Source organism: Variovorax sp. LjRoot84 (assembly GCF_964254305.1).
Taxonomy (GTDB): domain Bacteria; phylum Pseudomonadota; class Gammaproteobacteria; order Burkholderiales; family Burkholderiaceae_C; genus Variovorax.
Genome location: NZ_CAXUTE020000001.1, coordinates 2,198,093 through 2,222,017 on the forward strand (window position 1 = coordinate 2,198,093; position 23,925 = coordinate 2,222,017).

At 68.5% G+C, this 23,925-nt stretch carries 23 protein-coding genes; 20 read left to right on the forward strand and 3 right to left on the reverse strand.

Annotated features, from left to right (window positions below; all coding sequences use genetic code 11):
- Positions 1-57: 57 nt before the first annotated feature.
- The 7 genes from ACSQ9I_RS11345 (at position 58) to ACSQ9I_RS11375 (ending at position 8,118) form a co-directional block, all read left to right on the forward strand.
- Positions 58-1,011, forward strand: a complete 954-nt coding sequence (locus tag ACSQ9I_RS11345; protein ID WP_436313229.1) for a histone deacetylase family protein — start codon at positions 58-60, stop codon at positions 1,009-1,011.
- Positions 1,012-1,024: 13 nt separating this feature from the next.
- Positions 1,025-2,305 carry a mechanosensitive ion channel family protein gene (locus ACSQ9I_RS11350; protein ID WP_093102646.1) on the forward strand — a complete coding sequence of 427 codons (1,281 nt, stop codon included), beginning with the start codon at positions 1,025-1,027 and terminating at the stop codon, positions 2,303-2,305.
- A gap of 138 nt (positions 2,306-2,443) precedes the next feature.
- Positions 2,444-3,193 (forward strand): electron transfer flavoprotein subunit beta/FixA family protein, encoded by a 750-nt coding sequence (locus ACSQ9I_RS11355; RefSeq protein WP_093112348.1) that lies wholly within the window; start codon positions 2,444-2,446, stop codon positions 3,191-3,193.
- Between the two features lie 2 nt (positions 3,194-3,195).
- Positions 3,196-4,131, forward strand: a complete 936-nt coding sequence (locus tag ACSQ9I_RS11360) for an electron transfer flavoprotein subunit alpha/FixB family protein (protein ID WP_436313230.1) — start codon at positions 3,196-3,198, stop codon at positions 4,129-4,131.
- A 76-nt stretch (positions 4,132-4,207) separates the two neighbouring features.
- Positions 4,208-5,998 (forward strand): acyl-CoA dehydrogenase, encoded by a 1,791-nt coding sequence (locus ACSQ9I_RS11365; RefSeq protein ID WP_436313231.1) that lies wholly within the window; start codon positions 4,208-4,210, stop codon positions 5,996-5,998.
- A 28-nt stretch (positions 5,999-6,026) separates the two neighbouring features.
- Complete coding sequence (locus ACSQ9I_RS11370; RefSeq protein ID WP_093109431.1) at positions 6,027-6,989, forward strand: NAD(P)H-dependent flavin oxidoreductase; 963 nt, start codon at positions 6,027-6,029, stop codon at positions 6,987-6,989.
- Between the two features lie 22 nt (positions 6,990-7,011).
- Positions 7,012-8,118, forward strand: a complete 1,107-nt coding sequence (locus tag ACSQ9I_RS11375; protein WP_436315741.1) for an acyltransferase family protein — start codon at positions 7,012-7,014, stop codon at positions 8,116-8,118.
- A gap of 12 nt (positions 8,119-8,130) precedes the next feature.
- On the opposite strand, the gene ACSQ9I_RS11380 is transcribed toward ACSQ9I_RS11375, so the two are convergent.
- Entirely contained in the window at positions 8,131-9,237 is a 1,107-nt protein-coding gene (locus ACSQ9I_RS11380) for a glycosyltransferase family 4 protein (protein ID WP_436313232.1), read from the reverse strand.
- Between the two features lie 115 nt (positions 9,238-9,352).
- Here ACSQ9I_RS11380 and cydD point away from each other — a divergent pair, with 115 nt between their 5' ends.
- The 5 genes from cydD to cydX are packed head-to-tail and all read left to right on the forward strand — an operon-like array spanning position 9,353 to position 15,692.
- Positions 9,353-11,035: a thiol reductant ABC exporter subunit CydD gene (gene cydD, locus ACSQ9I_RS11385; RefSeq protein WP_436313233.1), complete on the forward strand. Its 1,683-nt coding sequence runs from the start codon at positions 9,353-9,355 to the stop codon at positions 11,033-11,035.
- On the forward strand, positions 11,032-12,723 hold the full coding sequence (locus ACSQ9I_RS11390; RefSeq protein WP_436313234.1) for an ATP-binding cassette domain-containing protein: 1,692 nt from the start codon (positions 11,032-11,034) through the stop codon (positions 12,721-12,723). Before cydD ends, ACSQ9I_RS11390 begins: the two co-directional genes overlap by 4 nt.
- A gap of 37 nt (positions 12,724-12,760) precedes the next feature.
- Entirely contained in the window at positions 12,761-14,377 is a 1,617-nt protein-coding gene (locus tag ACSQ9I_RS11395) for a cytochrome ubiquinol oxidase subunit I (RefSeq protein ID WP_436313235.1), read from the forward strand.
- A 16-nt stretch (positions 14,378-14,393) separates the two neighbouring features.
- A complete protein-coding gene (gene cydB, locus ACSQ9I_RS11400) occupies positions 14,394-15,548 on the forward strand; it encodes a cytochrome d ubiquinol oxidase subunit II (RefSeq protein WP_436290553.1) in 1,155 nt (384 codons plus the stop codon).
- 21 nt (positions 15,549-15,569) lie between these two features.
- On the forward strand, positions 15,570-15,692 hold the full coding sequence (cydX, locus tag ACSQ9I_RS11405) for a cytochrome bd-I oxidase subunit CydX (RefSeq protein ID WP_086924947.1): 123 nt from the start codon (positions 15,570-15,572) through the stop codon (positions 15,690-15,692).
- 273 nt (positions 15,693-15,965) lie between these two features.
- Here the strand turns inward: cydX and ACSQ9I_RS11410 are convergent, their stop codons facing one another.
- Positions 15,966-16,538 carry a GbsR/MarR family transcriptional regulator gene (locus ACSQ9I_RS11410; RefSeq protein WP_436313236.1) on the reverse strand — a complete coding sequence of 191 codons (573 nt, stop codon included), beginning with the start codon at positions 16,536-16,538 and terminating at the stop codon, positions 15,966-15,968.
- A 57-nt stretch (positions 16,539-16,595) separates the two neighbouring features.
- Positions 16,596-17,018, reverse strand: coding sequence for a cupin domain-containing protein (locus ACSQ9I_RS11415; RefSeq protein WP_093109424.1), 423 nt, complete (start codon positions 17,016-17,018; stop codon positions 16,596-16,598).
- Positions 17,019-17,117: 99 nt separating this feature from the next.
- Here ACSQ9I_RS11415 and ACSQ9I_RS11420 point away from each other — a divergent pair, with 99 nt between their 5' ends.
- The 8 genes from ACSQ9I_RS11420 to ACSQ9I_RS11455 all read left to right on the forward strand — a co-directional run bounded on the left by ACSQ9I_RS11420 (position 17,118) and on the right by ACSQ9I_RS11455 (position 23,916).
- Positions 17,118-17,567: an ArsR/SmtB family transcription factor gene (locus ACSQ9I_RS11420; protein ID WP_436315742.1), complete on the forward strand. Its 450-nt coding sequence runs from the start codon at positions 17,118-17,120 to the stop codon at positions 17,565-17,567.
- Positions 17,456-17,923, forward strand: coding sequence for an SRPBCC family protein (locus ACSQ9I_RS11425; RefSeq protein ID WP_436313237.1), 468 nt, complete (start codon positions 17,456-17,458; stop codon positions 17,921-17,923). Before ACSQ9I_RS11420 ends, ACSQ9I_RS11425 begins: the two co-directional genes overlap by 112 nt.
- Positions 17,923-19,185, forward strand: coding sequence for an RNA polymerase sigma factor (locus ACSQ9I_RS11430; protein WP_436313238.1), 1,263 nt, complete (start codon positions 17,923-17,925; stop codon positions 19,183-19,185). Before ACSQ9I_RS11425 ends, ACSQ9I_RS11430 begins: the two co-directional genes overlap by 1 nt.
- Before the next feature lie 89 nt (positions 19,186-19,274).
- A complete protein-coding gene (locus tag ACSQ9I_RS11435; RefSeq protein WP_436303627.1) occupies positions 19,275-19,637 on the forward strand; it encodes a YciI family protein in 363 nt (120 codons plus the stop codon).
- Positions 19,634-19,993 (forward strand): YciI family protein, encoded by a 360-nt coding sequence (locus ACSQ9I_RS11440; RefSeq protein WP_436313239.1) that lies wholly within the window; start codon positions 19,634-19,636, stop codon positions 19,991-19,993. The genes ACSQ9I_RS11435 and ACSQ9I_RS11440 overlap by 4 nt, the downstream gene beginning before the upstream one ends.
- 55 nt (positions 19,994-20,048) lie before the next feature.
- Positions 20,049-21,611, forward strand: a complete 1,563-nt coding sequence (locus ACSQ9I_RS11445) for an MFS transporter (RefSeq protein WP_436313240.1) — start codon at positions 20,049-20,051, stop codon at positions 21,609-21,611.
- A gap of 8 nt (positions 21,612-21,619) precedes the next feature.
- The gene (gene aroC / locus ACSQ9I_RS11450; protein WP_436313241.1) at positions 21,620-22,741 is read left to right on the forward strand and encodes a chorismate synthase; all 1,122 of its coding nucleotides are present in this window, start codon (positions 21,620-21,622) and stop codon (positions 22,739-22,741) included.
- A complete protein-coding gene (locus tag ACSQ9I_RS11455) occupies positions 22,741-23,916 on the forward strand; it encodes an MFS transporter (protein WP_436313242.1) in 1,176 nt (391 codons plus the stop codon). Before aroC ends, ACSQ9I_RS11455 begins: the two co-directional genes overlap by 1 nt.
- The last annotated feature ends 9 nt before the right edge of the window (positions 23,917-23,925 follow it).

The window sequence follows — 23,925 nt, forward strand, 5'->3', positions numbered from 1 at the left end:
ACAATACCGTAAAGCCCTGCGGCCCTACGCTGCATGAGGCTACGACGTGATCGATCCATGGGCAAAACCGGCTATTTCACCCACCGCGACTGCTGGAAACACGAGATGGGCGCGGGGCATCCCGAATGCCCCGAGCGGCTCGATGCGATCGAGGACCGGCTGCTTGCAACCGGCGTCGCCGACGCGCTCGAACGCGCAGAGGTGCCGCTGGCCACGCTGGCGCAGATCACGCGGGCGCACAGCGTCGAACACCTGGAACTCCTCGAGGCGCTGAGCCAGCGGCTGATCGCCGATGCGCCGGCCGGCGGCCCGCGCTACGCGCAGCTCGATCCCGACACCGCGCTCACGCGCTTCACCGTGCTCGCTGCCCGCCGCGCCGCCGGCGCCGCCATCGCCGCGACCGACGCGGTGATCGCCGGCGAGCTGGACAACGCCTTCTGCGCAGTGAGGCCACCCGGCCACCATGCCTGCCACGACAAGGCGATGGGCTTCTGCTTCCTCAACAACGTGGCGATCGCGGCGCGCCATGCGATCGAAGAACATGGCCTGGAACGCGTCGCGATCGTCGATTTCGACGTCCACCACGGCAACGGCACCGAAGACATCCTGAGCAACGACCCGCGCGTGCTGATGGTGGGCTTCTTCCAGCATCCCTTCTATCCGTACAGCGGCACCGACCATCCGGCGCCGAACATGCTCAACCTGCCGGTGCCGGCCTATACCAAGGGCATGGACGTGCGTGAACTGATCGAAGCCTGCTGGATGCCGCGGCTCGACGAATTCAAGCCGCAGATGATCTTCGTGAGCGCGGGTTTCGACGCCCATCGCGACGACGACCTGGGCCAGCTCCGGCTCAACGAGAACGACTTCGCGTGGATCACCGAGCGTGTCCGCGACGTGGCGCGACGCCATTCCCAGGGCCGCATCGTGTCGATGCTGGAAGGCGGCTACAACCTCGATGCGCTCGCGCGCAGCGTCGAAACGCACCTGCGCGTGCTGGCTGATCTCTAGGGCAGCCCCTAGGATGGATCTCAGCGCCTTCACTCAGCGCCTCGGCCAGATCGACGCGCGCAGCCTGTGGATCGAACTTGCGGCTCTGGTCGGCTGCGTGGCGCTGGCCTGGGCGGTCTGCCGCTGGTTCGGCCGCGACCAGCCCAAGGATTCGATCTGGTTCGGCGAGCGCACCTTCGATGGCCTGCTGTTCCCGCTGCTCGCACTGCTCTTGACCGATCTGGCGCGCCGCTTCGTGCTCGAGTTCCAGCCGGTGCTGGTGCTGCGCATGGCGGTGCCGGTGTTCCTTTCGCTCGCGGCCATCCGCCTGTTCGCGCGGGTGCTCAGGGCGGTGTTCCCGACCTCGGCGCTGATCCGCCTGGTCGAGCGCACGATCTCGTGGATCGCATGGATTGCGGCGGTGCTCTGGATCGTCGGCCTGCTGCCCGCGGTGCTGGCCGAGCTCGAGAACATCACACTGGCCTTCGGCAAGACCCGCGTCAGCCTGCGCACCATCCTGGAAGGCATCCTGTCGGCCGGCCTCGTGCTCGTGATCGCGCTGTGGATCGCCTCGACGATCGAGAAGCGCATCTTGCGCACCTCGGTGACCGACCTGTCGATGCGCAAGGTGGCGTCGAACGCGATCCGCGCCTTCCTGCTCCTGATCGGCCTGCTGTTCGCCTTGTCGGCGGTGGGGGTCGACCTGACGGCGCTCTCGGTGCTGGGCGGCGCGCTGGGCGTGGGCCTCGGCTTCGGCCTGCAGAAGCTGGCCGCCAATTACGTGAGCGGTTTCGTGATCCTGCTGGAGCGCTCGATCCGCATCGGCGACAACGTCAAGGTCGACGGCTTCGAGGGCCGCATCACCGACATCAAGACACGCTACACGCTGGTGCGGCAGGGCAACGGGCGCGAGTCGATCGTGCCGAACGAATCGCTGATCACGAGCCGGGTCGAGAACCTTTCCGTGTCTGACCTCAAGTTCAACATCACGACCAGCATCGTGGTCGGCTACGACAGCGACGTGGCGCAGGTGCAGGCCATCTTGTGCGATGCGGCCGCCGCGCAGGCGCGCGTGCTGAGCGATCCCGCGCCGGTCGCATTCCTCGTCAACTTCGCGCCCGACGGGCTGGAGTTCAGCCTCAACTTCTGGATCGCCGATCCCGACAAGGGCAAGGACAACGTCCGCTCGCCCATCAACATCGCGATCCTCGAGGGCCTGCGTGCCGCCGGCATCGACATTCCGTACCCCCAGCGCGTGCTGCGCGTCGAGTCGCTGCCGCCCGGCGTTTCGGCGCCCGAGGCGGCTCGCCTATAATCGCAAAAAAAGCACGATCGTTCTTTTTCTTCGCGCCCCACGCCAGGTGATTGAAATGAACAGCTCGCGCAGAGGCCGGCGCCTAAAATCTCCGGTTCCCCTGCACCCCCGGTTTCGCAATTCAATGGAGTCAAGCCAATGAAGGTCCTGGTCCCCGTCAAGCGGGTCGTCGATTTCAACGTGAAGGTGCGCGTCAAGTCCGACGGCACCGGTGTGGACATCGCCAACGTCAAGATGAGCATGAACCCCTTCGACGAGATCGCCGTCGAAGAGGCGGTCCGCCTGAAGGAAAAGGGCGTGGTCACCGAAGTCATCGCCGTCTCCTGCGGCGATGCCAAGTGCCAGGAGACCCTGCGCACCGCCATGGCCATCGGCGCCGACCGCGGCATCCTGGTCGAGACCTCCGAAGAACTGCAGCCGCTGGCCGTGGCCAAGCTCTTGAAGGCCCTGGTCGACAAGGAACAGCCGCAACTCGTCATCCTCGGCAAGCAGGCCATCGACGACGACGCCAACCAGACCGGCCAGATGCTGGCGGCCTTGGCTGATCTTCCGCAAGCTACTTTCGCTTCGAAGGTCGAGGTCGAAGGCGACAAGGTCAAGGTCACGCGCGAAGTCGACGGCGGCCTGGAAACCATCCAGCTCACGCTGCCGGCGGTCATCACCACCGACCTGCGCCTGAACGAGCCGCGCTACGTCACCTTGCCCAACATCATGAAGGCCAAGAAGAAGCAGCTCGACACCTTCAAGCCCGAAGACCTGGGCGTGGACGTCAAGCCGCGCCTGAAGACCCTGAAGGTCAGCGAGCCGCCGAAGCGCGGCGCCGGCATCAAGGTGCCCGATGTCGCCACCCTGGTGGACAAGCTCAAGAACGAAGCGAAGGTGATCTGACCATGACCGTACTTGTTATTGCCGAACACGACCACGCCACCGTCAAGCCGGCGACCCTCAACACCGTGACCGCGGGCATCGCCTGCCAGAGCGGCGATGTGCACGTGCTGGTGGCCGGCGCCAACGCCGCCGAAGCCGCGGCTGCTGCCGCCAAGATCGCGGGCGTCGCCAAGGTGATCGCGGCCGACAGCCCGTCGCTGGCCGAGAACCTGGCCGAGAACGTCGCAGCCCAGGTTCTGGCCATCGCCAAGAACTACAGCCACATCCTGTTCCCGGCCACGGCCAACGGCAAGAACGTGGCGCCGCGTGTGGCGGCCAAGCTCGATGTGGCGCAGATCAGCGACGTCACCAAGGTCGACAGCCCCGACACCTTCGAGCGCCCGATCTATGCGGGCAATGCGATCGCCATCGTGCAAAGCAGCGATGCGATCAAGGTGGTCACGGTGCGCACCACCGGCTTCGATCCGGCGGCAGCCACCGGCGGCAGCGCCACGGTCGAGAGCGCCGAGGGCGTGGCCGACAGCGGCAAGTCGAGCTTCGTCGGACGCGAAATCACCAAGAGCGAGCGTCCCGAACTCACGGCCGCCAAGATCATCGTCTCGGGCGGCCGGGCACTCGGCAGCGCCGAGAAGTTCACCGAAGTGATGGCGCCGCTGGCCGACAAGCTCAACGCCGGCCTGGGCGCCAGCCGCGCCGCAGTGGACGCGGGCTACGCGCCCAACGACTGGCAGGTGGGCCAGACCGGCAAGATCGTGGCGCCGCAGCTCTACATAGCCTGCGGCATCTCGGGCGCGATCCAGCACCTGGCGGGCATGAAGGATTCCAAGGTGATCGTGGCGATCAACAAGGACCCGGAAGCGCCGATCTTCTCGGTGGCCGACTATGGCCTCGAAGCCGACCTGTTCACGGCCGTGCCGGAACTGGTCAAGGCCCTGTAAGAAGAGGCCTTCGTCGAGTTGAAGAGAGGGCATCGTTCGCGATGCCCTTTTCGTATCTGCTGCATTGGAGACAACCATGAGCTACACCGCCCCCATCAAGGACATGCTGTTCGACATCGAGCACCTCGCGAACATCGCGCAGGTCTCGCAGATGCCGGGCCTCGAAGACGCCGGGCTCGAAACCGCCCAGGCCGTGCTCGAGGAATGCGCGCGCTTCAACCGCGACGTGGTCGCGCCGCTCAACGTCGCGGGCGACCGGCATCCGTCCTCGTTCAAGGACGGCCGGGTCGCGACCACGCCGGGCTTCAAGGAAGCTTTTGCGCAGTACGTGGCGGGCGGCTGGCAGGGCCTGCAGCATCCGGCCGAGTTCGGCGGCCAGGGCTTGCCCAAGACCATCGGCGCGGCCTGCGGCGAGATGCTCAACTCGGCCAACATGAGTTTCGCGCTGTGTCCGCTCCTGAGCGACGGCGCCATCGAGGCGCTGCTCACGGCCGGCTCCGACGAGCTCAAGGCCACCTACCTCGAGAAGCTGGTGAGCGGGCAATGGACCGGCACCATGAACCTGACCGAGCCGCAGGCCGGCAGCGATCTCGCAATGGTGCGCAGCCGCGCCGAGCCGCAACCCGACGGCAGCTACAAGATCTTCGGCACCAAGATCTTCATCACCTACGGCGAGCACGACATGGCCGAGAACATCGTGCACCTCGTGCTCGCGCGCGTGGCCGGCGCGCCCGAAGGCGTGAAGGGCATCAGCCTGTTCGTTTGCCCCAAGTTCCTCGTGAACAAGGATGGTTCGCTCGGCGAACGCAACGACGTGCATTGCGTGAGCATCGAGCACAAGCTGGGCATCAAGGCCAGTCCGACCGCCGTGCTGCAGTACGGCGACCACGGTGGTGCCGTGGGGTACCTCGTGGGCCAGGAAAACCGCGGCCTCGAATACATGTTCATCATGATGAACGCAGCCCGCTACGCCGTCGGCATGCAGGGCATCGCGATCGCCGAGCGCGCCTACCAGCAGGCGGTGGCCTATGCCAGGGACCGCGTGCAGAGCCGTCCGGTCGACGGCTCGATCAACGCCAGCGCGCCGATCATCCATCACCCCGACGTGAAGCGCATGCTGATGACGATGCGCGCCTACACCGAGGGCTGCCGCGCCATGGCCGCGGTGGCCGCGGCCGCCTACGACGCGACGCATCACCACGCGGACGCAGACACGCGCAAGCAGAACCAGGCCTTCTACGAATTCATGGTGCCGCTGGTCAAGGGCTATAGCACCGAGATGAGCCTGGAGGTCGCCTCGCTCGGCGTGCAGGTGCACGGCGGCATGGGCTTCATCGAGGAGACCGGCGCGGCGCAGTACCTGCGCGATGCCAGGATCCTCACCATCTACGAAGGCACCACCGCGATCCAGGCCAACGACCTGGTGGGCCGCAAGACCGCGCGCGACGGCGGCCAGACCGCGAAGGCCATTGCCGCGCAGATCGAGCAGACCGAGGCCGAGCTCGCGAAGCAGGACAGCGTTGCAGCACGTGCGGTGCACAAGCGCCTCACGGCCGCGCGCCAAGCCTTCGTCGAGGTGGTCGACTTCGTCGCCGGCCAGACCAAGTCATCGCCCAATGCCGTGTTCGCGGGCAGCGTGCCCTATCTGATGCTGGCGGGCAACCTGGTGGCCGGCTGGCAGCTCGCGCGCTCGCTGCTGGTGGCCGAAGCGCTCGCCAACGCCGGCACCGACACCGCCTTCATGAACGCCAAGATCGCCACCGCGCGCTTCTATGCCGAGCACATCCTCAACAAGGCGCCCGGCCTGCGCGACAGCATCGTCGATGGCGCCGAGAGCGTGACGGCGCTGGCGCTCGACGCTTTCTGAATCCAGTCAGTCAACATCCGGAGACCCCATGTCCAAGCTGCCTTCCGTACTCGCCAATCTCCCGCTGCCGATCATCGGCTCGCCGCTGTTCATCATCAGCAACCCCAAGCTCGTGATCGCGCAGTGCAAGGCCGGCGTCGTCGGCGCGATGCCTGCGCTCAACGCGCGGCCCGCGTCGCAGCTCGAAGACTGGCTGGCCGAGATCACCGAAGAGCTCGCGGCGTACAACAAGGCGAATCCGGACAAGCCGGCCGCGCCCTTCGCCATCAACCAGATCGTGCACAAGAGCAACGACCGCCTCGAGCATGACATGGCGATGGTGGTGAAGTACAAGGTGCCGATCGTCATCACCTCGCTCGGCGCGCGCACCGACGTCAACGATGCGGTCCACAGCTACGGCGGCGTGACGCTGCACGACATCATCAACAACGCCTTCGCGAGGAAGGCGATCGAGAAGGGCGCCGACGGCATCATCGCCGTGGCGGCCGGCGCCGGCGGCCATGCGGGCATCAAGAGCCCCTTCGCCCTGGTGCAGGAAATCCGCCAGTGGTTCGATGGCCCGATCGCCTTGTCGGGCTCGATCGCGACGGGCGGCGCGGTGCTCGCGGCGCAGGCCATGGGCGCCGACTTCGCCTACATCGGCACCGCCTTCATCGCCACCGAGGAGGCGCGCGCCAGCGCCGAGTACAAGCAGGCCATCGTCGACGGCACCTCCGACGACATCGTCTATTCGAACCTGTTCACCGGCGTGCACGGCAACTACCTCGCGCCCAGCATCGTGGCCGCCGGCATGGACCCGGCCAACCTGCCGCAGGGCGAGCTCAAGACCATGAATTTCGGCGGCGGCGACGGCAGCAAGGCCAAGGCCTGGAAGGACATCTGGGGTTCGGGCCAGGGCATCGGCGCCGTGACCGAGGTCGCGAGCGCCGCCGCTTTCATCGACAAGCTCAAGCGCGAGTACGACGAAGCGCGTCGCCGCCTTGCGCTCTGACACCGCGGCCACCGCGGCGCGCCTGCCGCTGCTCGATGCGGCGAAAGGCCTGGCCTGCGCCGTGATCGTCGGGCACCACCTCGCGCGCTACGGGCCCTTGCCGGCAGGCGCGTCCTCCCTCGCGCCGGGGCTGTTCGAATGGCTGGCGCAGGATGGCCGGCTGGCGGTGCAGGTGTTCCTGGTGCTGGCCGGTTTTCTGGCGGCGGGCAGCCTGGCGCCCGACGGCGTGCTGCGGGTCGACCGGCCGCTGGTCCGCGTGTTCCAGCGCTACGGCCGGCTTGCGATGCCCTACCTGGCGGCACTGAGCTTCAGCGTGCTGGTCGCCGCGCTGGTGCGGCCCTGGCTCGACGACGAGGCGGTGCCCGCGGCGCCGGGCATTGCGCAGCTGCTGGCGCACGGGCTGCTGCTGCAGGATCTGCTCGGCTACGACGCCTTGTCCACCGGCGTCTGGTACGTGGCGATCGACTTCCAGCTCTTCGTGCTGGCGCTCGCGGCGATCAGCTTTTCCGAACTGCTGCAGCGGCGCTGGTCCCTGCGGCCGGAGCGGTCGCGCTGGCTCGCCGTGGCGCTGGTGCTGGTGCTGGCCGTCGCCTCTCTCGCGGTGTTCAACCGCAACGAAGAGCTCGACGACACGGCGCTCTATTTCTTCGGCGCCTATGGCCTGGGCATGGGCGTGTTCTGGATCGGCCGCGCGACGCGGCTACGCACCTGGCAGTTCGGCATCGCGCTGCTGCTCGTGGTCGGCGCCGCGGCCCTGGCGCTCGACTGGCGCAGCCGCATCGCCACGGCGCTGGTCACGGCGCTGCTGCTGGCTGTGGTCCAGCGCCGCGCCGGGCCCGAGCCGGCCGCATGGCCGCCGCTCGCGCAGCCGCTGCTGCGGCTGGGGCGCATCTCGTACTCACTGTTCCTGATCCACTTTCCGGTGCTGCTGCTGGTGAGCGCGGCGTTCGACCGGCTCGCGCCCGACGGGCCCTGGGTCGACCTGATCGGCCTCCTGGCCACCTTCGCGCTGTCGATCGTCGCGGCGATGCTGCTCTACCGGTGGGTGGAGTCGCGGCCCGCCACCTGGCGCGCCGTGCTGGCCTTGTTTGCGGGCCTGCTGGTCTGCGGCGCGGTGGCCTCTTCGTAGCTTCCTGGCTTCTTAGCGGCCTGCCGCGAGCGCCTCTGCGTAATGCGCCGAGAAGGTCTCGGCGACGACCTCCCAGTCGTAGCGCTTGGCCCGCTGCTGCGCGGCCATCGACATCGCGGTGCAGCGCTCGCCGTCGAGGCCCGCGACCTCGCGCACCACGGCCAGATCCTTGGCGCCGATGTCGAAATCGAGGAAGAAGCCGTTGACCGAGCGCTCGACGAAGCCGTTGATCGGCGCCATGTCGCGGCACAGCACGATCTTGCCGGCGGCCATCGCCTCCAGGATGCCGATGCCGAAGCCCTCGTACTCGCTGCCCGTGACGAAGACCGTGCGCTGCTGCAGCTCCTGCAGCAGGGCGGCGTCTTCGATGTAAGGATGCAGCCTGACCGAGTCATCGAGCTGGAGGGCGCCGATCTGCGCCTGCAGCGATTCGCCCAGGTTGTCGAAATCGGGCCCGGCGATCAGCAGGTCGATCTTGATCCCTTGGTGCCTTGCCATGGCCACGGTGTCGATGACCGCGTCGATGCGCTTGTTGCGCGACCAGCGACCCCAGTAGATCCACTTGGTGGGGTCGGGCGCGCCGGTGAGGCGCCCGCCCTGGAACTTCGAGTACGCGATGCCGTTCTCGCATTTCTCGACCCTGTTCGAGAAATGGCTGAAGTAGGCCTTGTCGGATTCGCTGCTCGCGAGGATCTTCCGGTAGCGGCGCAGCAGGCGGCGCATCAGCACGCGCTCGTGCAGCCACTTGATCGCGCCGTGTTTGGCCGTGTGGCGAAAGCCGCCGTGCGTACTCAGGACGGCGGGGATGTCGCGGCATTGAAGCAGCACGTTGCCGGTGAGCATCATCAGTTGCGGATCGTGCACGTGCAGCAGGTCGTAGCCGGCGGCAAGCCGGCCGAGCTCGCGCGCATAGCCGGCCAGGCGGTTGCCCAGCACCGGCACCCGGAACACCTTGATGCCGTCCAGCTCGCCGACCGAAAACCCCGTGTGCTTGGCGGACACGTGCGCGATGTCGACCTGGCTGCCCTGGGCCGAGTTGCGCACCGCGAGTTCCCGCACGACGGACTCGATGCCTCCGATCTCGGGAAAGTAGGTCGGCGTGATGTAAAGAATCTTCATGGCGTCGTAGCTTAGCGGGTGCACCATGCCGCTTCGGGCGATTGCCCGTGCCGTGTCACATCCGCTATCATTGTGGAACGTTCAGTAAATACTGAAATTACACGAATTCAACAAAATGCAGCCTCGCGCACCCTCGCTCGCCGGCTTGCGATCCCTGGACCCGCCAAGGCTCGCCGCCTTCGTTCAGGGTGCTGCCGCGCTGCTGTGGCTGCCGCAGGCGGCCTTGCTGGCCTGGGCCGTCGAGGGCCTGGCGGCGGGCACGGGCTTGGCGGCGGTGCTGTGGCCCGCAGGCGGGATCGTGCTGCTCGGGCTGCTGCGCGTTGTCTGCGAGGCCTGGGGGGCGCGCCGCGTCTTTACCGGCGCGCGAGCGGCGCTGTCGGAACTGCGCGCACGGGTCGCTGCCGCACTGGCGGCACGTTCGCCGCTGGACCGTGCGCGTCCGGCCTCGGGGCTCGCGGCCAGCGTGATCGCGGAGCAGGCGGAGGCGGTGGTGCCGTACCTGGTGCGCTACGGCCCGGCGCGCTGGCGCGCGATGGTCGTGCCGCTCGCGATCCTGCCGGTGGTGGCCGGCTTCTCGTGGGTGGCGGCATTGGTGCTGCTGGTCGCGGCGCCGCTGATCCCATTCTTCATGGCCATCGTGGGCTGGCGCGCGCGGGCCGCGAGCGAGGCGCAGCTGGTGGAAACGGGAGGCATGAATGCCTTCCTGCTCGACCGGCTGCGTGGCCTTCCCACCTTGCGTGCGCTCGGTGCGATAGCCGCCACTGCGCTCAGGCTCGGCGAAGCGGCCGAGGCGCTGCGACGGCGCACCATGGCGGTATTGCGCATCGCCTTCCTGTCGTCGGCCGTGCTGGAGCTGTTCTCGGCGCTGGGCGTGGCGATGGTCGCGGCCTATGTCGGTTTCCATCTGCTCGGCACCTTCGAGTTCGGCACCTGGGGCCGGCGCCTGAGCCTGGGCGAGGGCATGTTCGTGCTGCTGCTGGCGCCGGCTTTCTTCGAGCCGCTGCGCGAGCTGTCGGCGGTCTGGCACGACCGCGCAGCCGGCGAGGCGGCGCTCGATGCGCTCGACCGGCTCGCGCGCACCGATGTGGCGCTGCCCGGCGCGCAGAGCGAATTGTCGGCCGGCGACGAGGCCACGGCCGGCGCGCCCTCGGTGCATGTGCATGGCCTGCATTTCTCCCATGCCGGCCAAGACGCCTTCTTCGAGGACTATGACCTGCGCATCGTCGCCGGCGAGCATGTCGCGCTGATGGGGTCCAGCGGCTCGGGCAAGACGGCCTTGCTCTGCCTGATCGCAGGGCTGGTGCCGGCGCGGCAGGGCGAGATCGCGATCGGCGGCGTCCCGCTCTCGGACCGGACCGTGGCCGCACTGCGCCGGCGCATGGCCTGGATGGGTCAGAAGCCCCACGTGTTCGCGGGCTCGGTGCAGGCGAACGTGACGCTGGGGCGCGCCGGCGCGGACTCGGAACAGGTCGAGGCCGCGATGAAGTTCGCGCAGTTGGACCGCGTGGCCCAGGCCCACCCGAGCGTGGCGCTGGGCGAGGGCGGCAGCGGGTTGTCGGGCGGCGAGGCGGCGCGGCTCGCGCTGGCGCGGTTGGCCGTGCATCCCGAGGCCGACCTGCTGCTGGTCGACGAGCCCACGGCACACCTCGACACCGAGACCGCGGAGCGCGTGGCCGATGCGCTGATCGAACTCGCGCGCGGCAAGACCCTGATCGCCGCGACGCACGATCCCGTGCTGGCCGCGCGCTTGCACCGCGTGATCCGGCTCGACGCCGTGCCCGCGAAGGAAGCGGCATGAAGCTGTGGCGCGATCTTCGTCCAGTCGCGGGACTCTTTGTCGCCGCGGAGCCGCGCAGGCTCGTGCTCGGCGCGGCCCTCGCGGCGCTCACCGTCCTGATGGGCATGGCGCTGCTTGGCCTCTCGGGCTGGTTCATCACCGCCACCGCGCTCGCAGGCCTGCATGCCGCGACCGCGATCGTCTTCGACGTCTTCATGCCCTCGGCCGGCATCCGCCTGCTGGCACTGGGCCGCACCGCATCGCGCTATGGCGAGCGGCTGATCACGCACGACGCGAGCTTTGCCGTTCTGGCCGCGCTGCGCGTGCGCCTGTTCCGCGGCTGGGCCCGGCCCGATGCCGCACGCCAGTTGCTGGCGCGGCCGGCACGGCTCTTGTTCCGATTGACCGCGGACATCGATGCGCTCGAATCCTTCTACCTGCGCCTCCTGGTGCCCGCCGCCGCGGCGCTCGGCGCGGCGCTGCTGGCGGGCCTGGTGCTCGGCGTCATGAATCCCTGGATGGGCGGGTTGCTCGCGCTCTGGTTGCTGGCCGCGGGCTGGGGCATCGCGCTGGTGGTGGCGCAGCGTGCGCGGCCGGCCGCAGTGCGGCGGGCCCAGGCGATGGAAAGCCTGCGCGCACGCGCCGTGGACCTGGTCGCCGGCCAGACCGAACTGGTCATGGCGGGCCGCATCGACGCGCAGCGCGAGGCGCTGGCCGCGGCCGACCGCCACCTGGCCAAGGCCGACCTGGTGCTGAACCGGCTCGAAGCCGGCGCCGGCATGGCCTATGGCATGGCCGGCGCGCTGACCCTGGCGGCGGTGCTGCTGGCGGTGGGCCTGCTGGCGGACGAGGGCGCGATCGGCGCGCCGGCCGCGGCACTGGCGCTGCTGGTGGCACTGACGGCCATTGAACCCTTCGCTGCCTTGCGCCGCGGCGCGCTCGATGCCGGGCGCAGCTGGCTCGCGGCGCGGCGGCTGGCCCCGCGCATGGCGGTCGAGCCGAAGGCCCTGCATGGCCCCGCGGCGCCCGATGAGGGCCTGGCGCTGCAACTGAAGGATGTCGTCGTGGCGCACCCCGGCAGCCGCGTGCCTGCGCTGCAGCTCGGCGCGCTGGCACTGGCCGCGGGCGAGCGTGTCGCGCTGATCGGTGCGAGCGGTGCAGGCAAGTCGACGCTGCTCGCGGCGATCGCGGGCGAACTGGCGCCGCAGCAGGGTGAACTCCGCGCGCAAGACCATTGCCTGTTGACGCAGCGCACCGAACTCTTCCACGACAGCCTGCGCGACAACCTGCGGCTCGCCGACCCGGCGGCCGACGAGGCGCGGCTATGGGCGGTGCTGCGCGCCGCAGGGCTGGCCGACGAAGTCCGCGCCATGGCCCGGGGCCTCGATACCCTGCTCGGCGAAGGCGGCCTGGGCCTTTCCGGCGGCCAGTCGCGACGCCTCGCGTTGGCGCGCCTGCTGCTGCGGAACGTACCCTTTTGGCTGCTCGACGAGCCCACCGAAGCGCTGGACACTGCGACCGCACACGATGTGCTGCAGCGTCTGCGCGTTCAGGCCGCGGGACGAAGCCTGTTGATCGCGACCCATCTGCGGCGCGAGGCCGCGCTGGCGGACCGGCTGCTGTGCATGCGGGCCGGTCGCATCACGGCCGACCTGCGGCGCGGCACGGCGGCCTTCGATGCCGCCCTGAGCGCACTGCGGCCCGACTGAGATCGCACGCCGACCACAAGAAAACGAAAGGAACCCCATGGACCTCGACATCGTTGCACTTTCACGCTTGCAGTTCGCGCTCACGGCGCTCTACCACTTCCTGTTCGTGCCGCTGACCATCGGCCTCGCGGTGATCGTCGCGATCATGGAGACGGTCTACGTCATGACCGGCCGCACCATCTGGCGCGACATGACGAAGTTCTGGGGCCTCTTGTTCGGCATCAACTTCGCGATGGGCGTGGCCACCGGCATCGTGATGGAGTTCCAGTTCGGCATGAACTGGAGCTACTACAGCCATTACGTGGGCGACGTCTTCGGCGCGCCGCTGGCCATCGAGGGGCTGATGGCCTTCTTCCTTGAGGCGACTTTCGTCGGCCTGTTCTTCTTCGGCTGGGACAAGCTCTCCAAGGTCGGCCACCTGGTCACCACCTGGGCGGTGGCCATCGGCTCCAACTTCTCGGCGCTGTGGATCCTGATCGCCAACGGCTGGATGCAGAACCCGGTGGGCGCGGCCTTCAACCCGCAGACCATGCGCATGGAAGTGACCGATTTCTTCGCCGTGCTGACCAACCCGGTGGCGCAGGCCAAGTTCGTGCACACGGTGTCGGCAGGCTACACGGTCGCTTCCATCTTCGTGCTCGGCGTGTCGGCCTGGTACCTGCTGCGCGGGCGGCACCTGCAGCTGGCCAAGCGCTCGATGACGGTGGCCGCCTCCTTCGGCCTCGCGGCCTCGCTCTCGGTCGTGGTGCTGGGCGACGAGAGCGGCTACCTCTCGACCGAGCACCAGAAGATGAAGCTCGCCGCCATCGAAGCGATGTGGAAGACCGAGCCGGCGCCGGCCGCCTTCACCGCCTTCGGCTTCCCCGACCAGGAAACGCGCGAGACGCACTACGCGATCCACATCCCCGCGGTGATGGGGCTGATCGGCACGCGCTCGCTCACCACCGAGATCCCGGGCATCGACGACCTCGTGCACCGCGCCGAGCTCAACATCCGCGTCGGCATCTCGGCCTACGATGCCTTGCAGAAGATCCGCGCGGCCGGCAGCGAGACCGAAGTTCCGGAGTCGGCGCGCAAGATCTTCGAGGCCAACGGCCATGCGATGGGCTATGCGCTGCTGCTCAAGCGCTACGTCGACGACCCGCGGCAAGCCACGCCGGAGCAGATCGCCAAGGCCGCGCTGGACACCGTGCCGGCCGTGGCGCCCCTGTACTGGTCCTTCCGCATCATGGTCGGGCTCGGCATGTTCTTCATCCTGCTGACCGCCACCTTCTTCGTGCTCTCGGCGCGGCGCAGGCTCGACGCGCATCCGTGGCTGCTCAAGCTCGCGGTGTTCGCGATCCCGCTGCCGTGGATCGCCGCCGAGTGCGGCTGGATCGTGGCCGAGGTCGGCCGCCAGCCCTGGGTGATCGAGGGCGTGCTGCCGACCGCGGTGGCGGTGTCGAACCTCGGCGTCACCACGCTGCTGATCACCATCGCGGGCTTCGCGCTGATCTACACCGTGCTGTTCCTGATTGAGATGAAGCTGATGTTGAAGGCGATCCGCAAGGGGCCCGAGGAACATCCGGTGCCGCCGCCCGCGGCCTATCGCGCCGAGGCCGACCCCGAGCTGGCCGCCACGCTGCCCCGCACACCTCTCGCCGCCGCAGATTGACCTCACGGAGCACGACATGATCCTGCACGAACTCATTTCCTACGAAACCCTGCGCCTGGTCTGGTGGCTGCTGCTCGGCGTGCTCCTGATCGGCTTTGCCGTGACCGACGGCTTCGACCTCGGCGCCAACATGCTGCTGCCCTTCGCCGGCCGCAACGATCTCGAACGCCGCGTCATCATCAACAGCGTCGGCCCGGTCTGGGAAGGCAACCAGGTGTGGCTGATCCTCGGCGGCGGCGCGATCTTCGCGGCCTGGCCGCAGCTCTACGCGGTGTCCTTCTCTGGCTTCTACCTCGCGATGTTCGCGATCCTCGTGCCATTGATCTTGCGGCCCGTGGCATTCAAGTTCCGCAGCAAGAATGACGATGCGCGCTGGCGCACGCGCTGGGACTGGACGCTGTTCGTCACCGGCCTGGTGCCCGCGCTGATCTTCGGCGTGGCCATGGGCAACGTGCTGCAGGGCGTGCCCTTCCGGCTGGCGCCCGACATGCGCATCTTCTACGAGGGTTCCTTCTTTGGCCTGTTGAATCCCTTCGCCTTGCTGTGCGGCCTGGTGTCGGTCGCGATGCTGGTGATGCACGGCAGCGCGTGGCTGCAGTTGAAGACCCAGGGACCGATCGCCGATCGTGCGCGCGCCTTCGGCAGCGTCGCGGCGCTGCTCACGCTGGTGCTCTATGCGCTGGCCGGCTATGTGCTGTGGAGCTGGGTCGACGGCTACCGGGTGACGAGCGCGCTGCCGACCGGCGGGCCGTCCAACCCGCTGCTCAAGATGGTCGAAGTGCAGCCGGGCGCATGGTTCGCCAACTATGCGGCGCGGCCGTGGATGTGGGCGGCACCGGGCCTGGGATTGGCCGGCGCGCTGCTGGCCTTCGTGGGGCTGCGCCTGCGGCGCGAAGTGTTCACGCTGCTCGCCAGCGCGCTCGGCATCGTGGGCATCATCCTCAGCGTCGGCGCCTCGATGTTCCCCTTCATCCTGCCGTCGTCGATCGACCCGCGCGCCAGTCTCACGGTGTGGGATTCGTCATCGAGCCACCTGACGCTGTTCATCATGCTGGTGGTCACCGCCATCTTCATCCCGCTCATCGTGGCCTACACCAGCTGGGTCTACAAGGTGCTGTGGGGCAAGGTCGATGCGGACGCGATCAAGAACGAACGCGGTCACGCCTACTGAATCAAGAAAAGGAACCGAACCATGTGGTACTTCGCCTGGCTGCTGGGCCTCCCTCTCGCCGCGACCTTCGCGGTGCTCAATGCGATGTGGTACGAGCTGATGGACGACGAGGCGATCCGGCGCGACAAGCTCGAGAAGCCCTAGCTTGCTGACTGGCTCGCCCGTCTGGGCGCACGCCCGGCATGCGGTGTGCGACCCCACTGCACCGGCCCTTCGGGATCCCCTGCAGTGCTCGCCTTTCGCAGGGTCTCGCTCGAACTCGCCTTCGGCTCAGACAATCGCGAGCCCTGATCCGCGAAAGGCTGCGCTCCTCGGCGGCGCAGAGGGGATCGCCCGACCCGCACCGCATACCGGGCTTTGGGGGTGATCGATGGTTGCATGCGCCGCAAGCCATTGTTCGACGAGCCGGCCTGAACCCTAGGCCCCCACCTTCTTGCCCTTTGCCCCGGTGATGCGGTCCTTGAGCGTGAGCACTTTGGTCACCGTCGCTCCCATGCCCATCAGCTGCATCGCAGTCTCGGGCGCCAGGCGCTGCACGTCGTCGAACCATTTCATGAGCCGGTCGATCAGGTCGTGCATCTCGCGCATGCGCTGCTGGGCGTGGCGCTCCTCGTCGCTCGTGGGTTCTTCGAGCAGTGCCATGCGCAGCATCGAAAGCGTCGGCTCGACCTCGCGGCGGCGCCGTTCCTCGGCCAGCACGCGGAAGATCTCCCAGACGTCGGCCGGCGCCTCGAAGTACTCGCGACGGTCGCCCGGCTGGTGGCGCAGCTGCACCAGCCGCCAGGCCTGCAGCTCCTTCAGGCCCATGCTCACGTTCGAACGCGAGAACTCCAGCATCTCGGCGATCTCGTCCGCGTTGAGCGCGCGCTGCGAGATGAAGATCAGCGCATAGATCTGGCCGACGGTGCGGTTGATGCCCCACTTGCTGCCCATCTCTCCGAAGTGTGCGACGAACTGGCGGTTGAGCGGGGGCAGGGGGTGAGAAGGCATCGGCGCATTTTCGCGCCGAATTGCTGTAGCTTCAAGAAAGACTGAAAACTCGTGCCGCTACTTCCATGGCGTCGGCGCGGGAACCTCGCAGGCCGGCTCGACATCGATGCTCTTGAAATCGGCCGGCGAGACGATCTCGAGGTACTCCATGTCGGGCGAGTAGTCGAAGAGGTAGTGCCGGATGCCGGGGCGCTGGTGCACCACGTCGCCGGCCTCGACCAGCGTCTCCTGGTCTTCGTACATGAACCTGGCCCAGCCCTTCACCATGATGACGATCTGGAACTCCGCCTCGTGCCGGTGCCAGCCGGTGCCCGCTTCCGGTGCCATGTTGGCCTTGACGAGGTGCGCAATGACCTTGCCGTGCGTGGCCTCGGCGATGCCCAGGTCGCGGTACAGGAAGAAGTCGCGCAATCCGCCCGAGACGTACTCGGTGTCGCCGGGCTTCACGTGGGAGAACTTCGTGTCGGTGCGGTCCAGCATGGGAACTCCTTGTGGCGGTGGGATGCTGCGTCGCAATATGCATAAAGCGTTCCCGCGTCGGGCTTGACAGCGGTGCCGCGCGCTTCGAAACTCAACCACATGGTTCACTCTGATGCAGACACCCTCGATGCCGTCTTCGCGGCGCTGTCCGATTCGACGCGCCGCGCGGTGCTCGAAACGCTGGGGGAGGGCGGCGGCCTCACCGTCACGGAACTCGCGCAGCCGCACGGCATGTCGCTCACCGGCTTCATGAAGCATCTGCGCGTGCTCGAGAACGCAGGGCTCGTCTCCCGCACGAAGGAGGGCCGCATCGTGCGCTGCGAGCTCTCGCCTCAGCCCATGCAGGAGGCCGCCGTGTGGTTGTCCCGCTATGAAAAATTCTGGGCCGAGCGCCTCGACGCCCTGGCCCGCTTCCTGTACCACCAAGAGGAGACCGCATGGCGAGCCCTGCCACCCGGGACGAAGAACGCCCCTCGCTCACCCTCCGCCGGCACTACGAAGTCGCGCCCGACAAAGTCTGGCGGGCGTGGACCGACCCGCAAGCGCTGAAGCTGTGGTTCGGCCCGGCCGAGATCGTCTCGGTGCCGGTCTCCGAGATCGACCTGCGCGTGGGCGGCCGCTTCCGCGTGGTGATGCTGGAAGCGAACGGCGAGCGGCACGAGGTCGGCGGCGTCTACCGCGAGATCGTTCCGAATCGCAAGCTGGTCTTCAGCTGGGCCTGGCGCAGCACGCCCGAGCGCGAGTCGCGCGTGACGGTGCTGATCGAGCCCTCGGGCCGCGGCGCCGATCTCGAATTGCGCCACGAGCAGTTCTTCGACGAGGCCGCGCGCGAAGGCCACGAACACGGCTGGACCGGCTCGCTGGTGAAGCTGGAGGCCTTGCTCGGCAGCGCGGAAGCGCCCTGATGGCGACAGCGCTGGCCGCAGTGCGCGAGGCGGTGGATGCGGTCTACCGCAGCGAGTCGCGCCGCATCTTCGCGACGCTGGTGCGCCTCCTGGGCGACTTCGACCTGGCCGAGGAGGCGCTGCACGACGGCTTTCGCGCGGCGCTCGAGCAATGGCCTGCGAGCGGCATCCCGGCCAGCCCGCGCGCCTGGCTGGTGTCGGCCGGGCGCTTCAAGGCCATCGACGGCCTCCGCCGCCGCGCACGCTTCGATGCCTGGGACGACGCAGGCGATGCGGCCGAGGCCATCGCCGACCCTGCGCTGGCCTGGGATGAGCGCGACGTCGATGCCGAGACGCTGGAGGACGACCGCCTGCGCCTCGTCTTCACCTGCTGCCACCCGGCGCTGGCGCCCGACGCGCAGGTCGCGCTGACGCTGCGCGAGGTCTGCGGCCTCGCGACCGAAGACATCGCCAATGCCTTCCTGGTGCCCGCGCCGACGATTGCGCAACGCATCGTGCGCGCGAAGGCCAAGATCCGCGAGGCCCGCATTCCCTACCAGGTACCGCCCGTGGCCGAGCTGGCCGAACGGCTCGATGCCGTGCTGCGCGTGGTCTACCTCGTGTTCAACGAGGGCTATGCGGCCTCGTCCGGCGAGACGCTGACGCGTCCCGACCTGTCGGCCGAGGCGATCCGGCTCGGCCGGCTGCTGGTCGACCTGCTGCCCGAGCCCGAGGCCGTGGGCCTCTTGGCGCTGATGCTGCTGCACGAGTCGCGGCGTGCCGCACGAACCTCGGCATCGGGCGAGATGGTGCTGCTCGACGAGCAGGATCGCAGCCTGTGGAATCGGGCATCGATCGAGGAGGGCGCTGCCCTCGCGATGCGCGCGCTCTCGTCGCGCCGCTTCGGGCCCTACACGCTGCAGGCCGCCATCGCGGCGGTGCATGCCGAAGCCGCGGATGCGCAATCCACCGACTGGGCCCAGATCGCCGGGCTCTACGAGGTGCTGCTGCGCGCCGAGCCTTCGCCGGTGGTGGCGCTCAACCGCGCGGTCGCGATCGCGATGCGCGACGGGCCGGCGGCCGGCTTGCCCCTCATCGATGAAATCCTCGCGCGCGGCGAGCTCGCGGACTACCACCTGGCCCACGCGGCGCGCGCCGATCTGTGCCGGCGGCTCGGCCGCACGGCACAAGCGAGGGCATCGTACGAACGTGCGCTGGCGCTCGCGCGGCAGGCCCCCGAGCGGCAGTTTCTCGAGCGGCGGCTGGCTGAGCTTGCATCCTGAAACAAATTCGAGCGGGCGCGAATGTCGATTGGCGGCCTCTGCGTTCGACCAGTGGGTGTCAGTCACCCAATCCTTTTCTGGAGATGCACATGAAATACCTCTGCATGGTCTATTTCGACCCCAAGCTGCTCGCGACGATGACGCCGAGCGAGCGCGCCACGCTGGACGCCGATTCGATGGACTACGACAAGGAGCTCGATGCGCGCGGCCAACTGGTCGTCGCGGAAGCCCTGCAGTCGGTGAAGACGGCCAAGGTCGTGCAGGTGCGCAAGGGCACGATGTCGCGGACCGACGGCCCCTTCGCCGAAACCAAGGAGCAGCTCGGCGGCTTCATCCTGATCGACGTCCAGGACCTCAACGCCGCGATCCAGGTGGCCGCCAGGATCCCGCTCGCGAAGTACGGCAGCATCGAGGTGCGCCCCATCGCGAAGGTCGAGAGGATTGCGTCATGAGATACCTCTGCATGATCTTCGCCACCGACGAGCAGATGAGCGTGCTCTCGCCCGGCGAGATGCGCGACTTCGTCAACGCGCACCTGGACTACGACGACCAGTTGCGCGCGAGCGGGCATTTGGTCGAATCGGAAGGCCTGGAGGCGGCCCGCACTGCCGCCGTCGTGCGCGTGCGCAACGGCAAGCTGTCGGTGACCGACGGCCCCTTCGTCGAAACCAACGAACAGCTCGGCGGCTTCTACCTGGTCGAGGCCGCGAGCGACGAAGAGGCGGTGCGCATCGCCGCCGGCATTCCGTCCTCGCGCGTGGGCAGCATCGAGGTGCGCCCCGCGCTGGTCTGGGAGCACACGCCATGAGCCGCCGGGCCGTTCCCAAGGCGAATACCGCAGCGCGCAGCGCGGAGGTGATTCAATGAACGCCCCGGCCGCCGGCGCCAGGGCCAGCGCGCGCGAATGGATCGGCCTGGCCGTCATCGCGCTGCCCTGCATGATCTATTCGATGGACCTCACGGTCCTCAACCTGGCGGTGCCGCACCTGAGCGCCGCGCTGCATCCCAGCAGCGCCCAGATGCTGTGGATCGTCGACATTTATGGCTTCATGCTCGCGGGTTCGCTGATCACCATGGGCACGCTGGGCGACCGCATCGGCCGGCGCCGGCTGCTGCTGATCGGCGCGGCCTGCTTCGGCATCGCCTCGGTGCTGGCCGCCTTCTCGAGCAGCGCCGCGATGCTGATCGCCACGCGCGCGCTGCTTGGCATCGCAGGCGCCACGCTCGCGCCCTCGACGCTCTCGCTGATCCGCAACATGTTCCTCGACGCCCACGAGCGCAGCGTGGCCATCGGCATCTGGGTGGCGAGCTTCTCGGTCGGCGGCACCATCGGCCCGCTGATCGGCGGGGCGCTGCTCGAGCACTTCTGGTGGGGCTCGGTGTTCCTGATCGGCGTGCCGGTCATGGTGCTGCTGCTCGCGCTCGGGCCCTGGTTGCTGCCCGAGTACCGCGACACGCAGGCCGGGCGGCTCGACCTGCTGAGTGCGGCGCAGTCGCTGTTGTCCGTGCTCGCCGTCGTCTATGGCCTCAAGCGCATCGCCGAAGCAGGCATGGGCGTGCTGCCGCTGGCGGCCATTGTGGTGGGCGTGGCGATCGGCATCGCCTTCATCCGCCGGCAGGGGCGGCTGGCCGATCCGCTGATCGAGCTGCGGCTGTTCCGCGTGCCGGCCTTCAGCGCCGCGCTCGCGATCAACACGCTGGCCTTCTTCATCGCCTTCGGCGGGTTCCTCTTCATCGCGCAGTACCTGCAGCTCGTGCTCGGCCTGTCGGCCTTGCAGGCGGGCCTGTGGAGCGTGCCTTCGGGCGTGGCCTTTGCGCTTGGCTCCACGATCGCGCCGCGGCTGGTACGGCTGGTGCGTCCCGGCTTCGTGGTGGCCGGCGGCCTGCTCGTGGCCGCGGCCGGCTTCGCCTTGCTGAGCACGGTGGACCGCATCGACGGCCTGGTCAGGCTGGTCGTCGCCTACGGGGTTCTGTCGCTGGGGCTTTCGTTCGCCTTCACGCTGGCGGTCGACTTGATGGTCGGCACGGCGCCGCCCGAGCGTGCCGGTGCGGCGTCGGCGATCTCGGAAACGAGCTCGGAGTTCGGCGGCGCGCTGGGCATTGCGGTGCTCGGCAGCGTGATCGTCGCCATCTACCGCCACGCCATGGGCGAGGCCCGGATCGACGGCGTACCAAAGGCCGCGCTCGAAGCCGCACGCGCCAATCTGGGTGTTGCTGCGGACACCGCGGCCGCGCTCCCGGGGCCTGCAGGCGCGGCCCTGTTCGATGCCGGGCGCGAGGCGTTCGCGCGGGCCTTCGAGACGACGGCCACCATCAGCGCAGCGGTGGCGCTGGCGGCCGCGGTGCTGGCCGCCATCATGCTGCGGCGTGTGGGATCGCCACCGGGCCAGCCGTCCGGCAATGTCGAAGTGACTTTGTTGGGATAATCCGCCGCATGAGCGGCAATACCTTCGGCACCCTTTTTGCGGTCACCAACTTCGGCGAGTCCCATGGTCCCGCGATCGGGTGCGTCATCGACGGCTGCCCGCCCGGCATGGCGCTCAGCGAGGCCGACATCCAGGGCGACCTCGACCGCCGCCGCCCCGGCACCAGCCGCCACGTGACCCAGCGCAACGAACCCGATGCGGTGCAGATCCTCTCCGGCGTGTACGAGGGCAAGACCACCGGCACGCCGATCGCGCTGCTGATCCAGAACACCGACCAGCGCAGCAAGGACTACGGCCAGATCGCGCAGCAGTTCCGCCCCGGCCATGCCGACTTCGCCTACTGGAAGAAATACGGCATCCGCGATCCGCGTGGCGGTGGCCGCTCCTCGGCACGGCTCACGGCGCCGATGGTCGCGGCCGGCGCGGTGGCCAAGAAGTGGCTCAACGAGAAGTACGGCACGGTGTTCCGCGGCTGCATGGCGCAGATCGGCGACATCGCGATCCCCTTCGAGAGCTGGGAGCACGTGCCGAACAATCCCTTCTTCGCGCCCATTGCCGACGTTTCCAAGCTCGAGGCCTACATGGACGCTTTGCGCAAGGCCGGCGACTCCTGCGGCGCGCGCATTCGCGTGACCGCATCGAAGGTGCCGGTAGGCCTCGGCGAGCCGCTGTTCGACAAGATGGATGCCGACATCGCCTGGGCCATGATGGGCATCAACGCCGTCAAGGGCGTGGAGATCGGCGCCGGCTTCGCGAGCGTCACGCAGCGCGGCACCGTGCACGGCGACTCGATCACGCCCGAGGGCTTCGAGAGCAACAACGCGGGCGGCACGCTCGGCGGCATCACCACCGGGCAGGATCTTGAGGTCAGCATCGCGATCAAGCCGACCAGCTCGATCATCAGCCCGCGCCGGTCGGTCGATGTCAACAACCAGCCGGTCGAGGTTGTCACCAAGGGCCGGCACGACCCCTGCGTCGGCATCCGCGCGACGCCGATCGCCGAGGCGATGCTGGCGCTGGTCGTGATGGAGCATGCGCTGCGCAACCGCGCGCAATGCGGCGACGTGCAGGGAGAGCAGGAACAGGGGCAAGCTGCCGACGCGTCGTCGCCGCAGGCGTCCTTCCTCTAGTGTCCGACCCGCCCGTGGCGGGCGGCCGCGGCCACCTGCTGGCCTTCGCGGCACTCTCGGCCAGCTACTTCGCGCACATCGGCTTCTTCAATCCGTACCTGCCGCTGTGGCTGAAGGATCTGGGGCTGCCGATCTTCACCATCAGCCTCTTGACCTCGGTGCAGTCGATCACGCGGGTCTTCGCGCCTTATGCATGGGGCGCGCTGAGCGACCACACGGGGCATCGCGTGCTGCTGCTGCGCATCAGCGCGGCCGTGGCGCTGGTGTCCTCGTTCGGGCTGTGGTGGCACGGCGGCGCCTGGTGGCTGGGCCTCGTGCTGCTGGTGATGTTCACGCACACCAGTTCGATGATGTCGCTCACCGAAGCGGCCATGGCGCACCTGGTGGCCGGCGACTGGGGGCGCTACGGCCGCATCCGGCTCTGGGGCTCGGCGGGATTCCTGGTCACGGTCTTCTTTGCCGGCGAATGGTTCGAGCATTTCGGCATGGGGCACTTTCCAGCCTGGGCGGGCGGCACGCTCGCCATCGTGCTGATCGCGACCTTGCGCCTGCCCGACGTGCGCGAACCGGCGGCGGCCCACTCGATGGTGAAGGATCCGGTCGGGCCGGTGCTGCGCATTCCGGCGGTGCGCTGGTTCTTCATGTCGCTGTTCTTCCACGTGATGGCGCACTTCGCGGTCTACGGCTTTCTCTCGCTGTACCTCGATTCGCTCGGCTACGGCAAGGGGACCATCGGCTTGCTGTGGGCGCTGTCGGTGGTGGCCGAGATCGCCTGGTTCTACCTGCAGGGCCGGCTGCTGGGCCTGTTCGCGATGCCGCGCTGGCTCCTGATCTGCGGCGTCGCCGCCGTGCTGCGCATGGGGATCACCGCGGGATGCGGCCAGTGGGTCTGGGCGCTGGTGGCGGCGCAGGCCCTGCATGCGCTCTCGTTCGCAGCGCATCACACGGCCTGCATCGCGATGGTGTCGCGCCATTTCCCGGGGCGGCTGCGCGGACGCGGGCAGGCGCTCTTCACCGTGATCGGCTACGGCTTCGGTGGCGTGCTCGGCGTGCTGGCCGGCGGCGCGATCGCGCAGCAATTCGGCTATGTCGCGATGTTCGGCGTGGCGACCCTGCTTGCCGTGGTGGGCAGCATTTGCGCGTGGCGGGCGCAGCGGCTGGAAGCGGGCGGTTGACCTCCCGGC